Below are 14565 nucleotides of genomic sequence, written 5' to 3' on the forward strand. Positions count from 1 at the left end.
GGGCAAAAAATCACTTGTTTTTTTCTTCCAATAAGGCTGCAACATCCACACCAGTTGCTTCGTGCCAGAGTTTTTCCAGATTGTAATGCGCCCGCATTTCCTCTGAAAAGACATGGACGACCACGCCGCCCAAGTCTAAGAGCACCCAGCCGCCAGCTGCGTCTCCCTCAACATGGCCAGCAGAAACACCTGCTTCAGCAGCTTTCTCACGGATATTTTCAGCTACTGCATCCAGCTGACGACTGTTCATAGAGCTGACGATGACAAAGTAATCTGTTACAGTAGTCAGACCTTGCAAGTCCAAAGCTACAATATCTTCTGCACGCTTTTCATCGGCCGCCTTCACGACCAGTTCCAATAATTCTTGTTCTTTCATAGTTCCTCTTTAATTAAAAATGTTTTTGTAGTCTAGAACATCCGCAAAACGTCCGTCCCAAATTTTTTGGTAAAAAGTATTTATTTTTTCTGCCGAAGCCTCTTCTCCATCAAAAGTTGTAAAAGCACCTTCTGGAATGACAAGTTTATAATCAAATTCAAATCCAACTTTAACTGATGCATCTACACAATATTCTGTCTGCATTCCACATAAAACTAGACGACCAATATCTTCTTTATCCAAGTAATCCTTCAAATCTGTCTCTTTAAATATACTATTATACTTCTTCTGAAAGACTTTTTCGTCTGATTTTCGATTCAAGAGAGGAGACAGCTGCCAATCTTCCAATGCACTATCTTCTGGATTTTCAATATGCTGAATATAGATAATTTCGGCACCTTTACTCCTAGCCTGATGCTGCAGAAAGGAAATTTTATCCATCATTTTATCAGACTGAAAACCTGTCTCCACTAAGATATTTTGCACATCTATAATGATTAGAGCTGTTTTCATTCTTCTATTTCCTTCAAATATCCTACAAAGGCATTATAAGTCTCCAAGGTCTGCGGATAGATGGGCATTCCTTTGTGAGCCAAATGCTCTACTGTCCTTGCTGTTTCGTAGGACACAGCCTGATTAAGCGACCGTTGAGCCAGCTCTCTAGCCTTATCCACTCCCGGAAAGTCTCGGTTGTGCTCAATGTAGTCAGCTACGTAGACCACCTTGTCCAGCTCAGACATGGTGCTACTCCCCACTGTATGAATCTCGATGGCTCGGAGAATCTCTGCATCTTCGATGCCTAAATCTTCCTGAATCTTGTAAATGCCCACCATGCCATGCCAGATATTATTGCCCCAGTTTTTCAAGTCAGGATCCAGCTGACATTTATCAATCAAGGCCAGAAAATCCTCGTCCGAGACCTTTTTAGCATAGTCATGTAGGAGTCCTGCCAGACCCGCTTTTTCGACGTCAAGACTGAAGCGCTCCGCTAATTCACGGGCAGCCTTTTCCACACCTAGACAATGCCGCAGGCGTTTCTCAGGCATGACAGTTTCCATCTTAGCCAGTAAGGCCTCACGACTCATACTGATATAACTTTCATAGGTCATAGGTAAAGCCCTTCTTTCTCAATATAGTCTAAGACCGGCTGAGGCAGCAGGAAATTAGGAGTCCGTCCCTGAGCCAGAAAATCCCGCACCATACTGGAGGAAATATCCATAAGGGGGACATCCACCCAGATGACAGGGTAAGAAGTCCCCGCCTTGTAGCGCGGTCGTTGAACACCGACAAACTGAACCAGCTCAACCAGCTCATCAATCCGGTACCACTTGGGCAGGTAGTCCACCATATCCGCACCGATGATAAAGTAATAGTCCGTATCTGGATGTTGCTCTGTCAGTAGCTTCATGGTGTCGTAGCTGTAAGAAATTCCCTTGCGCTCCAGCTCAATGGTTTCAATCCCTAGTCCTTCAATGCCCTCAATAGCCAGCTCCAGCATTTTCAGCCGATGCTGCTCATCAATAGTTTCTTTCTTATCCACATGGGGCGGCTCGTACTCTGGCATGAGCAGAACCTGATCCAAGCCCAACTGTTGCCGGACCTGATCCGCCACGACCAAATGAGCATTGTGGACAGGATTGAAATTCCCGCCTAAAATACCAATCTGCTTGCGTTTTTTATCTTTAACTTCTGGTTCTAATTCCACCTTGGTAAAGGGGGTTAGTAATTCAATAGCCATAGGCTGACATCTCCACAGAAATTTTTCCTTAAATTTGCTTGACTTTGACAGAGAGTTTGCGATTTTCCTTTTTGCTGGACTGCTTGTAGAGAATCAAGATCCGGCCAATCTTCTGCACCGTATCCACTCCGATTTCCTCTTCCAGAATCTCAGCAACTTCATGGATATTCTCATCTGTATTCTGCAAGAGCGTAACCTTGATCAGTTCTCGTGCGTCCAGTGCCTGACGGACGCTGGTTTTGATTTGGTCATTGAGTCCATTTTTCCCAATCTGAATGATAGGTTTGAGACTGTGTGCCTGACTGTTGAGAAAGGCGCGTTGTTTTGATGTTAGTGTCATGTTCTTCTATAAGGCCTGAGTCAGTTGGGACTTGCTTGTCTCCCCACTGCTCATGGCCTTTTCCTTCCTTATTTTAAGGGAATTTATTCCCCTTGGTTTCTTGAGTATTAAATAATGGCTTTCCGAGTGACAACCGCCACACCCTTTGGCGCCCAGCCAGCTACTCGGGCAGGACCACTGACTCGAATCCAGCCCAGACCAGAGAAGACGATATCTGTCTTGTCCTTGATGGTAAATTCATGCTTGACCAAGGCTGGAAATTCTTCCCTTTCCTTGCCAACGGGAGGTACTAAGAGACTGCCGACATGCTTGTCATAAAAATCACTAGCACCTTCTAACTTGGTCCGGTGGAGCTTGAGCTCATTGTCAAAATATGCTGTGAAGCCCTGCTTGTCGCCTGCCACAAAATCGAAACGGCCTAGGCCACCCAAAAAGAGGGTTTGATTTGGATTAAGCTGGTAGGTTTTGGGCTTGATTTCCTTTTTGGGACTGATGTATTTGAGATTCTTAGCAGAAAGATAGTGAGCCATCTGGTGACGATGAATAATGCCTGGTGTATCATAGATATGACTGCCATCTGCCAAAGGAATCTCAATTTTATCCAGAGTTGTGCCTGGGAAGCGCGAAGTCGTAATAATATCCTTATCGCCCGTGATTTCCTGAATAATGGCGTTAATCAAAGTGGACTTGCCTACATTAGTCACGCCGACCACATAAACGTCACGTCCCTTGCGGCAATACTCAATCTTGTCAATCAAATCCTTGATGGCCTGCTTGTTCTGAGCAGAAGTCAATACCACATCGACTGGACGCAGGCCTTCTTCGTGAGCCCGCTCCGTCAGCCATTGGGTCACCTTGCTATCCTTGACCGACTTAGGCAGAATGTCCTTTTTATTCCCAACCAAGAGAACATCGTTTCCAGCGACAAAGCGAGGCAGGCCAGGAATGACCGATCCATTAAAGTCAAAAATATCGACAACATTGACGACCAAAGCGTCGCTATCTCCAACCTCATGCAGAAGCCGCAGAAAGTCATCATCCGTCAGCTGGACATCGCTGATTTCATTATAATGGCGCAGGCGGAAACAGCGCTGACAATAGAGTTCACCTGTCTCCAAGCCTTTTTCTAGAGCTGACTGAGGCGTGTAGCCCAGCTTGCCCTTATCTTCTGTCTGAATAGTGGCTCCGCAGCCGATACAGAGAAGTTCTTCCATGCTTAAATTCCTTTTTTGTATTGAATTGGACCGTATTTTTCAGTAATTTTCTTGAGCACGCGGCGTTCACGCGCCCGATTGATCTGGGTCTTGATAGAGTCGTGCTCGACCAGTGGTTTAACCAAAATCGAACGAATTCCGGCCCGATGAGCAGCTCGAATATCCGTCATGAGCTGGTCGCCCACCATCACCACTTCATTTTTTTCAAAATGAAAAAGCTTGAGCGCCCGGTCAATTCCCCAAGTGAAGGGTTTCATCGCCCAGTAGACATAGTCAATGTCAAACTTTTCAACAGCCCGCTTGACCCGTTTTTGGTTATTATTGGACACTACGATAATCCGAATACCCGCGTCCCGCAAATCATGGAGCCACTTCTTCATCTCTGGGGTCCCGTCAGGATTATTCCAAGCAATCAGGGTGTTATCCAAATCCACCAAAACCGCTTTGATCCCCTGTTTTTTCAAACTCTCTACTGTCAAATCATAAACTGCCTCGACCGCAAAGTCCGGCATATAATCTTCAATCGCCACATCTCTCTCCAAAAATTCGTATTCTCATTATTATAGCATAAAATGGGCTTTTTGGCACTTACAGCCTCAAAGATTACAAAAAGGGCAAAAGATGATATAGTAGTGATAGTATAAATGTTCTGGAGGTTTGTATGGCAGAAAAAAACAGGCAGATGCAGGCTGTTTCTCCTCTTTTGCAAAAGATTATCAACTGGTCGTCCGCCATTGGAGCTTTAGGAACGGTGGCTTTTTGCATCTGGGCCTATTTCGCTGGCATCCTCCAGTCCAAGGAAACTCTCTCAGCCTTTATCCAGCAGGCAGGCATCTGGGGACCACCCCTCTTTATCTTTCTGCAGATTCTGCAGACGGTCGTGCCCATTATCCCTGGCGCCCTGACCTCTGTCGCTGGCGTTTTCATCTACGGCCATATCGTCGGCACCATTTATAACTATATCGGCATTGTCATTGGTTGCGCCATTATATTTCACCTGGCGCGCACCTACGGTCCGGCTTTTGTCCAGTCTGTCGTCAGCAAGCGCACCTATGATAAATATATCGGCTGGCTGGATAAGGGCAATCGCTTTGAGCGCTTCTTTATTTTCATGATGATTTGGCCCATCAGTCCAGCCGACTTTCTCTGTATGCTGGCCGCCCTGACCAAGATGACTTTCAAAAAGTACATGCTGATTATCCTTCTCTGCAAGCCCATCACCCTCGTCATCTATACCTACGGACTGACTTATATCATTGATTTTTTCTGGAAAATGGTCTCCAAATAAAAAGAAGTTGAATTGCACCACACCCCAAAAGTTAGACAGAAAAAATCTAACTTTTGGGGGTTTTTTAAATGAAACTAACTTATGAGGATAAAGTTCGAATCTATGAACTAAGAAAACAAGGAATCAGCTTAAAGCGACTTTCAGAAAAATATGGAATGAACCTTTCAAAACTTTTGACATCCCAACCTCTTTCTAAAACTTTACTTATTACAGCACAAACCATAAAGAAAAATCAGCCAGTTTTGACTGATTTTCGTCTCATGATTAAGCAAAGATTTTATTCTGGCGATACCAAAATCTTGATCTGCGCCTTGTCCTGAGTCAGCTCGATAAAGCCTTCTTGCACAATATCCTCTAGCTTAATCTTCTTGGTCACAAGCTTGTCAGCAGAGAAATAGCCCTGCTCCATCAGCTCCAGCACCTTAGGGAAAATATGCCGGTAAGCGATAATGCCCTTAAGCGATTTCTCTTGAATGGCAAATTCATTTGGATTAATGTTAGCTTCTCGTTCCCAGATAGAAACTACCATACATTCTCCAGCCTTGTGGACAGCAGCCAAAGCATGTCCCAGCACAACCGGCACCCCAGTCACTTCATAAGACACATCTGCCCCGCCACCAGTTAAACGCTGAATAGCAGCTACCACGTCTTCGCCTTCTTCTGGTCGCACAATGATGGCCCCAAGCTCCTCAGCCTTGGCTTGGCGCTCTGGAGATAACTCAACACCATAAATCTTAGAGGCACCGGCTGCCCGCAAAGCCTCAACTATCAAGAGCCCGATTGGCCCCAAACCGAAGACCACCGCAGTATCGCCCGTCTTAAGAGCTGACTGACGGACCGCGTAAACAGCCACAGCAGCTGGTTCTGTCAAGGCCGCCTGCTCATAGCTAAGACTGTCTGGAACTTTGTGAACAATGTCTCCGTCCAAAACACAGTATTTGGCAAAACCACCGTCTGCCGCCAAACCGACAAAGTTTAGATTGGGGTCCAGATTATAATCACCGACAAGATTATGCTTAGCCAAAATGGGCTCAACTGTCACCCGATCGCCAACCTTGACTCGTGTCACAGCACTGCCGACCTCAACAATTTCCCCAGCAAACTCATGTCCTAAAGTTACAGGCGCTTTCTGGCCAGAGTAGACATGCTCTGTTTCTGTCGGAATAAAAATCGGTCCGTCCAGATATTCATGCAAGTCAGTTCCACAGATTCCTGTGAACTTGACCTCAATCTTAACCTGATGAGGTTTGACTTCCGGTACATCCACTTCTTCAATACGAACATCTTTAGCTCCATACCAACGCGCAGCATTCATTTTTGCCATAAACATACCTCACTTTATAATTTGTTAGCTTTATTGTAAACCCTTTCAGAAATCTTGTCAAAAGATTAACTACATTTTCAAAAAATAGCATACAAAAAACCAGCATCAGCTGGTCTTAGACTTATTCTGCAATTCTAGCCGTGTAAAAAGGCAGAAGGAACAGGAAGCTAATACAAAGAATCAGGAGAATCACACGGAGCCATCCGCCAAATAGAAGCGCAACCACTAAAGTTACCAAATAAACGGAAAAATTAGTAAAATTAGTTTCAATCAGCAAGGTTTGTCCTGCTTTAACTGTCACTGGATCGGTTTTCATAGGAGCAGATCCCGCACGGACTTCTGCTTCATTGGCTGCGATTGGAAAAACAACCTCTTCTCCGTTTTTGATTGCGCCAACTTTCTGACCATTAATAAAGATTGGAAACTTTCCAATAATTCCAACAAAACCTGTCCCACGTTTCACTTTGATTTCCGACATAAAAGACTCCTTTGTTTTTTTAATTATTTTAACATAACTAATGGCTAAATAAAAGGCTGTTATATTAAAAAACTAGGCTATTAGTTGTCTATAACATAAGAAACATATGGTCGCCTTTATTCCTTATCTCTTAATTTGACTGCTTGATATATGACTTTTACTATTTTCAAATATATAAACATAATAAGGAATATTTGCTGAAACATTCTCACACCCGTCTATAATTACTTTTTTATTCACTAATCACTCCATATCTATCACAATTGAATTCGTAATTACAAGTAATCGTTCTTCGTCAGAGAATTCTAGTATAAGCTCAAAATGACCCTCGCTATTAATTATCACATCAACAGAGGTTGAGCAATCTTTTTTTAATCCATACTTTTCTTTTAAATTATTAAAATATTTACTTGCATCTACAATATTATAATCAATCCGTTTCATACCTGTACCAGAATATTTAGTCATGTAATCAAAAATAGATAATTCTTGGAAAAATTTAGGCTCTAATTTCAGATTAAAAACTTCTAAATCATACTCTTGAGGAACCTCCTTATTATATTGTAATTTTCTGTTATTATAATGAACAAGAAACTCCGTAGTTTGTCCCCCTTGCTCAATTGCATATTCTCCTGTATTATCAGGTTTTAAATAAACACTGCTTGATATCTTACTATTAGCATTTTCATCCATCATAAAAATTTTACTGCTATATAATTTCACATTTGACAAATCTTTTTCTTCTTCTGCTAAAAAGTCAAAAAGTGGCTGAAACTCTTTCTCCAACTCGTACTGTTCTTTTGTGCGATTTTCTGGTATTTTCTCTCTGCAGGCACTCAATCCTATCATTATTAATAATCCACCTAGTAGGAGAATAATTATTTTTGAGGGTCGTTTCATATCTATAGCTCCTATGCTTTTTACATATTTTATTATCCACAACAAAAACCAGCCTCAAGGCTGGTTTTCTACTGATTTCTATAATTTCTCCAACTCTTCATTGAGCAGTTTTTGTGCTACTTGTGGGTTGGCTTGACCCTTAGTAGCCTTCATGAGCTGACCAATCAAGGACTTGGCCGCATTCTTATTGCCGCCCTTATAGTCATTGATGGCTTTTTCATTGTTGGCAAATACTTCTTGGATGATTGGAAGAAGCTGGGCAGGGTCTGAGATTTGAATCAGGCCTGCTTTCTGTACATATTCTTTAGCAGAACCGCCATTTTTGGCCAGATGAACAAAGACCTTCTTAGCAATCTTAGAGGAAATCGTTCCGTCTGCAATCAGAGCAATCATCTCAGTCAGGTTCTCAGGTGTCAGCTCAATATCAGAGATAGTCTTGCCTTCGGCATTGAGGTATTGAGCCACTTCTCCTTGGAGCCAGTTAGAGACAGCCTTGGCGTCAGCGCCTGCCGCAACAGCTGCTTCAAAGAAGTCTGACACAGCCTTGGTCGCGGTCAGCTGCTTGGCATCGTAGTCAGACAGACCGTAGTCGCCCACATACTTAGCCCGGCGCTCTTTTGGAAAGGCAGGCAGACTACTGCGTACTTGCTCAATCCAAGCATCCTCAATCTCAAAGATTGGCAGATCAGGCTCTGGGAAGTAACGGTAGTCCGCTGAACCTTCCTTAACCCGCATGAGCAGAGTTTCGCCAGTTGCTTCGTCATAACGACGGGTTTCCTGACGGATTTGACCACCACTGCGCAGGATTTCAGCCTGGCGTTTTTCCTCAAATGCCAGACCCTTACGGACAAAGTTGAAGGAGTTAAGGTTTTTCAGCTCAGTCTTAGTACCAAACTCTTCCTGTCCGTAAGGACGGATAGAAATATTGGCGTCCACCCGCATGGAGCCCTCTTCCATCTTGACATCCGAAATACCCGTGTACTGGATGATTTCCTTGAGGGCAGTCAGATAGGCATAAGCTTCTTCTGGACTGCGCATATCTGCTTCCGATACAATCTCAATCAGCGGCACCCCTTGACGGTTGAGGTCCACATAAGAGTAACCATCGCTGCCATGGGTATTCTTTCCGGCATCTTCTTCCAAGTGGGCCCGCTCGATACGGATTTTCTTGGTCGTGCCATCTTCTAGCTCAATCTCAATCCAGCCATTGTAGCCAATCGGCTCATCAAACTGAGAAATTTGATAGGCTTTGGGATTGTCCGGATAGAAGTAATTCTTGCGGTCAAAGTGCATCTTCTGGTGAATATCCATGTTCAAAGCCAGAGCAGCCTTGATACCATAGTCGATAACACCCTTGTTCATAACAGGCAGAACACCCGGGAAGGACCAGTCAATGATATTAGTGTTGGCATTTGGATCTTCACCGAAGTGAGCTGGAGCCGGTGAGAAAATTTTTGAATTGGTCTTCAATTCAACATGGACTTCCAGTCCGATAACTGTTTCAAAGTTCATTATTTTTCACCTCCAAAGATAACTGGCTGCTGTTTGTGGTAGTCAGTCGTCGCTTCAAATGCTGCGGCTGCTTGATAGATAGTCGCTTCATCGAAGTGGTTCCCAATCAACTGCAAGCCAACTGGAAGACCATCTGCAAAGCCAGCCGGGATTGAAATGCCCGGTAGGCCAGCCAGATTAACTGGAATGGTCAAAAGGTCAGCCAGATACATGGCCACTGGATCCTGGTTTTGACTGCCCAAGTCATAAGCAACCGTTGGTGCAGTTGGGCCTAAAATCAAATCATATTTTTCAAATACCTTGGCAAAATCCTGCATAATCAAGGTCCGAACCTGACCAGCTTTTTTGAAGTAGGCATCGTAGTAACCAGATGACAAACTGAAAGTTCCCAGCATGATGCGGCGTTTCACCTCTTCACCAAAGCCTTCACTGCGAGATTTGACATAGACATCTTCTAGATTTTCAATGCCTTCTGCGCGGTAGCCATAGCGAATACCATCAAAACGCTGCAGGTTAGAGCTGGCTTCAGAGGAAGCAATGATATAGTAAACAGCCACGCCGTACTTGCTGTGAGGCAGGCTAACTTCTTCAACGATAGCTCCTAGACTTTCCAAGTGCTTCGCTGCTGCCAGAATCGTTTCCTTGACCTTGCTGTCAATTCCCTCACCCATGTATTCCTTAGGCAGGGCAATCTTCATACCCTTGATGTCTTGGCCAATCTTGCTGGTAAAGTCTGGCACTTCCTCTTGTGATGATGTCGAATCCTTAGGATCATTACCAGAAATAACATTCAGAAGTTGAGCATTTTCCTTAACTGTCTGAGAGAAAGGCCCAATCTGGTCTAAAGAAGAACCAAAAGCAATGAGACCAAAACGCGAAACCCGGCCGTAGGTTGGCTTGAGACCAACTACACCGTTAAAGGAAGCCGGCTGACGAATAGAACCACCCGTATCTGAACCCAGTGACAGACGGACCTGACCAGAGGCAACAGCTGTTGCTGAACCACCAGATGATCCACCAGGAACCTTGCTACTGTCCCAAGCATTCTTAGTCGTCTTAAAGTAAGAGTTTTCGCTGGAGCCCCCCATGGCGAACTCGTCCATGTTGGTCTTACCAACGATAATCATGTCCTTACCGTAAAGCTTCTCTACGCTAGTCGCATCGAAAATCGGCTTGTAATTGTAGAGTATCTTAGAAGCAGCCGTCGTCAACATTCCCTTGGTTGAGATATTGTCCTTAACTGCCAGTGGAATGCCGCTCATAAGATTGTCAGCATCAATGCCCTTAGCATCTAGAGCCGCAGCCTGAGCCAAAGCCTCCTCTTCGCTGACAGTAATGAAGCTGTCCACAGCTGCTTCACGTTCTTTGATGTCTGCCAAAGTCGCCTGAGTTAACTCTACCGCAGAAATTTCTTTCTTGACCAGCAAGTCATGCAGTTCTTCAATGGTCTTGTGATTAAAAGTCATTAGGCATCTCCTCCGTCATCTAGGATGGCAGGCACTTTGATGTAGCCCCGCTCTTTTTCAGGTACATTTTGGAAAAGCTCTTCCCGGTTCCAGCCTGGCTGAGCCACATCTTCTCGCATATAGTTGATATTGGCAGCTACATTGGAAGTGAAAGGCACACCCTCTGTGTCCACTTCATTGAGTAATTCGACCATGTCGACAATCTTGGTTAAGGTCGTCGCAAACTCAGCCGTTTCTTCTGGTGAGAAAGCCAGTTTTGACAGCTTAGCAACGTGACTTACTTCTTCTTGAGTAATCTTCATCTCTGATTCCTTTCATAAGATATGTGAGCTTTAGCGACTGAAAATAACAATTTCTAGATGATATCTTTATTTCCAAGCTTCAGCTCACCTTTACTTTGACAAGCTAGGGACGCTCATTTATTTGCCATCCGCTAGCTCTTTTCTTCAGCTTCTTCCTGCCATTCTTCAGGAATTCGCATCATTTCATTTTACCATATTTCAGGCTAATTCTTCAATTCCAAATGCAGTTCTTTGAGCTGTCTTTGGTCAACCAAACTCGGGCTTTCCAGCATAGGATCAAAGCCAGTACCATTTTTCGGAAAAGCAATGACTTGGCGGATATTTTCTTCCCCAGCCAAAATCATAACCAAGCGATCCAAGCCTAGAGCCAAACCGCCGTGTGGTGGGAAGCCGTACTCCAAAGCTTCTAGGAAGAAACCAAAGTCCCGTTCATAGTCTTCTCGGCTCATGCCCAATAGCTCAAACATAGCCTCCTGAGCCTTCCTGTCATGAATCCGCAGACTCCCACCGCCAATTTCATAGCCGTTTAAGACGATGTCGTAAGCCTGGCTGCGGAATTGAGCTGGATCTTGGCCTTCTTCAAAGATTCCCTGGGTGAAAGGATGGTGCATGGCTTGATAGCGGTTTTGGTCTTCATTCCACTCCAGCAGCGGCCAATCCACAACCCAAAGAAAATGAAGCAGACTCGGATCAATCAAGTCTAAAGCTTTTGCGATTTCTATGCGCAGATGTCCCAAAGCTTCCTGAGCCCGACGCTTCTTAGCCATGACTAGCAGAATCAAATCTCCATCCTTGGCCTCAAAACGTGCTAGTAAATCCTGACTCTCAGCCTCAAAGGTGCTAGCCAAATCTCCAACTAACTGGCCATTTTCAACCTTTAGACTGGCGAAACGACTGCAGCCAAATTCCTTCATTTCCTGATAGTAATGACTCAGTTGTTTCTTGCTAAAAGCACTAGCCGCATCTGGCACACAGATCCCCATCACCTCTTCTTGATTATCCAAGGCTTTCTTGATGAGCAGCGAGTCATTGGACTGACACAAATCCGTCAAACTCTTTAGCTCCAGACCAAAGCGTGTATCTGGCTTATCAGAACCAAAGCGGCTCATAGCCTCTTCATAACTGATAGTCGGAAAAGCTTCTGTCAACTCTAAACCATGAGTTTTCTTGACAACAGCCTTGAGCATGGCTTCAACCAGAGCTCGGATTTCTTCTTCGCTTGCAAAACTCAACTCCAAGTCCACCTGGGTAAATTCTGGCTGACGATCGCCCCGCAGGTCTTCGTCACGGAAACAACGAACAATCTGATAATAGCGTTCAAGGCCAGCGCCCATCAATAACTGCTTAAGCATCTGCGGGCTCTGAGGCAGCGCGTAGAATTGGTTTTTAAAGACCTGACTAGGAACTAAAAAGTCTCTAGCCCCTTCTGGTGTTGACTTGGTCAGATAAGGCGTCTCCACTTCCAAAAAGTCCAAACCGTTCAAATATTCCCGAATGGTTGAGGTGACCTGGTGACGAAGTTTGAGGTTATGTGTCATCTTCTCACGGCGCAAGTCCAGGTAGCGGTATTTCTGACGCAGGTCTTCCCCTGTATGAGCATGTTGGTCCAGCTCAAAAGGCAGAGCCTTGCTGCTAGCAATAACCTCAATCTTTTCAGCTCTCAGCTCAACCTGACCAGACTTGATGGACTTATTGACAAAACGCTCTTCCCGCTGAACGACTTGCCCCGTCACTGCAATGACATCCTCTTTGCTAATGTCTTCAAGCTTAGCAAAATCTTCAATCTCACCGCCAACGAAGACCTGAAGCAAGCCCTCGCGGTCCCGCAACTCAATAAAGGCTAGTTTGCCGTGATTGCGGATATTGGCTACCCAGCCAGTCGCGGTCATGGTCTGTCCGACTTGCTCTAAACCATAGTTTCCGATAAAAATTTCTTTCATGTTCTTTCCCTCTCAAATCAATTTGTAGCTCCACCCTGTTGTTCAGGATATTTGAAGCATTCTCCTATCATCTTCACTTGACCTACTGCAAAATAAAAAGCTTTCGTCTCTAAAACAGACGAAAGCCGTGGTACCACTGTTATTCGCCGCCCTAAAAGGCAGCCTCTGAGCTCGTAACGTGAGCGACGTTTGTGCTTAATCACACAAAAGATTACGAAACATGTTCTTCGGTTTTTGCTTTCTTGGTGCTGCTCTCAGCTATCAGCACTCTCTGTGCAAGTCAGCAAGCCTACTCTGCTTCTCTTTTACTCTTAAATTGTATCTATTATAGTCGAACCCAGGACATTTTGCAAGTGGTTTAAGGCAAATTTGTGATTTTCCTCTGACAGAGAAGCTACAGCTGGCTCTACCACCTGAATCTGATAACCAAGATTATAGGCATCAATCGCTGTATGCAAGACGCAAATATCCGTCAAGACCCCTGTCAAAATAACCGTATCTACCTTTCTTTCCCGCAGGCGGATATCTAAATCCGTACCAGAAAAAGCAGAATAATGGCGCTTATCCATCCAAAAGACCCGAGAGTCTGCTTGATGCTTGTCATAAAAATCAGCCAAAGGGCCATAAAGATTGCGACCGCTAGTTCCTATGATGTTATGAGGCGGAAACAGCTTGCTCTCAGGATGAAAGGCATCATTCTCATCATGGGCATCAATGGCAAAGAAGATATAATCTCCTCGGTCAAAAGCTGCCTCAGTCACTTGAGCAATGGCTTCAGAAATTGCCTGAGCTGGCGCTCCTGCTGTCAACTTGCCCTCATCTGCGACAAAATCAACTGTATAATCAATGGAAATCAGTGCTTTAGCCATTAATAGTCCCTCTTTTTAATTTCATCAAAGACATCCGGAATCAGAACTTTCAGATAAGTTCCCTTCATTCCCAGTGAGCGGCTTTCAATAATCCCAGCACTTTCCAGCTTGCGCAAGGCATTAACAATCACTGAGCGGGTAATCCCAATGCGATCAGCAATGACAGATGCAGTCAGCTGGCCTTCATTGCCATTAAGCTCACCTAGAATAGCTGAAACAGCTCTCAGTTCTGAGTAAGACAGGGTATTGACCGCCATGGTCACAGCTGTCCGGCGGCGGATATTTTTCTCATCCTCTTCCCGCTGGAAGTTAAGCAGCTGGATACCAACCACTGTGCTGGCAATCTCAACCAAAATCAGATCATCGTCCGCAAATTCCTTGTCATTACGCCAGATAATCAATGAGCCTAAACGAATCCCTGAAACATGAATGGGAGCAATGGTAGTCAGGCCATCTGGAAAATCATCCTTGGTCTCTACCGGAAAAATCGTCAAATCATGCGTAACCGGCAGATTAGCTTCCGTTTCATAGACCAGATTGGCTTCTTGGACATACTCCTCTGGGAAATTCTTATCTTGGAAAAAAGCTTCTACGCGGTCATTATTGGTCTTATAGCGCATGAAATAGCCTAGAAGACGGCCCTTGCTATTGATAATACAGGCATTGCAGTGGATAATATCAGCCAACTGACGCGTAATAGCATTATAGGGCAAATCTTCCTGCATCTGCTCCTCCGAGCGTTTCAGAATAGACGTAATTTTTCGTGTTTTTTCTAGTAAATCGGCCATATTTTTACCTCATATTTATTAGCTTCATTG

Annotated in this window: 17 protein-coding genes and 1 pseudogene; 2 read left to right on the forward strand and 16 right to left on the reverse strand. The window is 44.5% G+C overall.

Annotated features, from left to right (window positions below):
* Positions 1-10: 10 nt before the first annotated feature.
* From rsfS to O3627_RS04555, 7 genes are all read right to left on the reverse strand, one after another.
* Positions 11-376 carry a ribosome silencing factor gene (gene rsfS / locus O3627_RS04525; RefSeq protein WP_045772873.1) on the reverse strand — a complete coding sequence of 122 codons (366 nt, stop codon included), beginning with the start codon at positions 374-376 and terminating at the stop codon, positions 11-13.
* Between the two features lie 9 nt (positions 377-385).
* Complete coding sequence (locus tag O3627_RS04530; protein ID WP_125381924.1) at positions 386-889, reverse strand: cysteine hydrolase family protein; 504 nt, start codon at positions 887-889, stop codon at positions 386-388.
* A complete protein-coding gene (yqeK, locus tag O3627_RS04535) occupies positions 886-1485 on the reverse strand; it encodes a bis(5'-nucleosyl)-tetraphosphatase (symmetrical) YqeK (RefSeq protein WP_125381926.1) in 600 nt (199 codons plus the stop codon). The genes O3627_RS04530 and yqeK overlap by 4 nt, the downstream gene beginning before the upstream one ends.
* Positions 1482-2114 carry a nicotinate-nucleotide adenylyltransferase gene (locus O3627_RS04540; RefSeq protein WP_002907109.1) on the reverse strand — a complete coding sequence of 211 codons (633 nt, stop codon included), beginning with the start codon at positions 2112-2114 and terminating at the stop codon, positions 1482-1484. The genes yqeK and O3627_RS04540 overlap by 4 nt, the downstream gene beginning before the upstream one ends.
* 28 nt (positions 2115-2142) lie before the next feature.
* A complete protein-coding gene (gene yhbY, locus O3627_RS04545; RefSeq protein WP_002896287.1) occupies positions 2143-2454 on the reverse strand; it encodes a ribosome assembly RNA-binding protein YhbY in 312 nt (103 codons plus the stop codon).
* Between the two features lie 107 nt (positions 2455-2561).
* The gene (gene yqeH / locus O3627_RS04550) at positions 2562-3668 is read right to left on the reverse strand and encodes a ribosome biogenesis GTPase YqeH (protein ID WP_048772572.1); all 1107 of its coding nucleotides are present in this window, start codon (positions 3666-3668) and stop codon (positions 2562-2564) included.
* Positions 3669-3670: 2 nt separating this feature from the next.
* Positions 3671-4198: a YqeG family HAD IIIA-type phosphatase gene (locus O3627_RS04555; RefSeq protein WP_032908226.1), complete on the reverse strand. Its 528-nt coding sequence runs from the start codon at positions 4196-4198 to the stop codon at positions 3671-3673.
* A 131-nt stretch (positions 4199-4329) separates the two neighbouring features.
* Here O3627_RS04555 and O3627_RS04560 point away from each other — a divergent pair, with 131 nt between their 5' ends.
* Together O3627_RS04560 and O3627_RS04565 are read left to right on the forward strand one after the other, a co-directional pair.
* Positions 4330-4956, forward strand: coding sequence for a TVP38/TMEM64 family protein (locus O3627_RS04560; RefSeq protein ID WP_002901034.1), 627 nt, complete (start codon positions 4330-4332; stop codon positions 4954-4956).
* A gap of 68 nt (positions 4957-5024) precedes the next feature.
* Positions 5025-5129 (forward strand): annotated as a pseudogene (locus tag O3627_RS04565) (transposase); the annotation flags it as partial.
* Positions 5130-5233: 104 nt separating this feature from the next.
* Here the strand turns inward: O3627_RS04565 and O3627_RS04570 are convergent.
* The 9 genes from O3627_RS04570 to codY all read right to left on the reverse strand — a co-directional run bounded on the left by O3627_RS04570 (position 5234) and on the right by codY (position 14535).
* A complete protein-coding gene (locus O3627_RS04570) occupies positions 5234-6280 on the reverse strand; it encodes a 2,3-butanediol dehydrogenase (protein WP_125381929.1) in 1047 nt (348 codons plus the stop codon).
* Positions 6281-6401: 121 nt separating this feature from the next.
* The gene (locus O3627_RS04575; protein WP_125381930.1) at positions 6402-6758 is read right to left on the reverse strand and encodes a hypothetical protein; all 357 of its coding nucleotides are present in this window, start codon (positions 6756-6758) and stop codon (positions 6402-6404) included.
* A gap of 243 nt (positions 6759-7001) precedes the next feature.
* Positions 7002-7658 carry a hypothetical protein gene (locus O3627_RS04580; RefSeq protein WP_268689858.1) on the reverse strand — a complete coding sequence of 219 codons (657 nt, stop codon included), beginning with the start codon at positions 7656-7658 and terminating at the stop codon, positions 7002-7004.
* Between the two features lie 78 nt (positions 7659-7736).
* A complete protein-coding gene (gatB, locus tag O3627_RS04585) occupies positions 7737-9170 on the reverse strand; it encodes an Asp-tRNA(Asn)/Glu-tRNA(Gln) amidotransferase subunit GatB (RefSeq protein ID WP_002907116.1) in 1434 nt (477 codons plus the stop codon).
* Positions 9170-10636 (reverse strand): Asp-tRNA(Asn)/Glu-tRNA(Gln) amidotransferase subunit GatA, encoded by a 1467-nt coding sequence (gene gatA, locus O3627_RS04590; RefSeq protein ID WP_125381932.1) that lies wholly within the window; start codon positions 10634-10636, stop codon positions 9170-9172. Before gatA ends, gatB begins: the two co-directional genes overlap by 1 nt.
* Entirely contained in the window at positions 10636-10938 is a 303-nt protein-coding gene (gene gatC, locus O3627_RS04595) for an Asp-tRNA(Asn)/Glu-tRNA(Gln) amidotransferase subunit GatC (protein ID WP_002896305.1), read from the reverse strand. Before gatC ends, gatA begins: the two co-directional genes overlap by 1 nt.
* A gap of 203 nt (positions 10939-11141) precedes the next feature.
* Positions 11142-12878 carry an aspartate--tRNA ligase gene (gene aspS / locus O3627_RS04600; protein WP_371621298.1) on the reverse strand — a complete coding sequence of 579 codons (1737 nt, stop codon included), beginning with the start codon at positions 12876-12878 and terminating at the stop codon, positions 11142-11144.
* Positions 12879-13189: 311 nt separating this feature from the next.
* On the reverse strand, positions 13190-13747 hold the full coding sequence (locus O3627_RS04605; RefSeq protein ID WP_002902541.1) for a cysteine hydrolase family protein: 558 nt from the start codon (positions 13745-13747) through the stop codon (positions 13190-13192).
* A complete protein-coding gene (codY, locus tag O3627_RS04610) occupies positions 13747-14535 on the reverse strand; it encodes a GTP-sensing pleiotropic transcriptional regulator CodY (RefSeq protein ID WP_002896308.1) in 789 nt (262 codons plus the stop codon). The genes O3627_RS04605 and codY overlap by 1 nt, the downstream gene beginning before the upstream one ends.
* Between the last annotated feature and the right edge of the window lie 30 nt (positions 14536-14565).

Source organism: Streptococcus sp. 27098_8_82, assembly GCF_041431615.1.
Lineage (GTDB): Bacteria > Bacillota > Bacilli > Lactobacillales > Streptococcaceae > Streptococcus > Streptococcus sanguinis_K.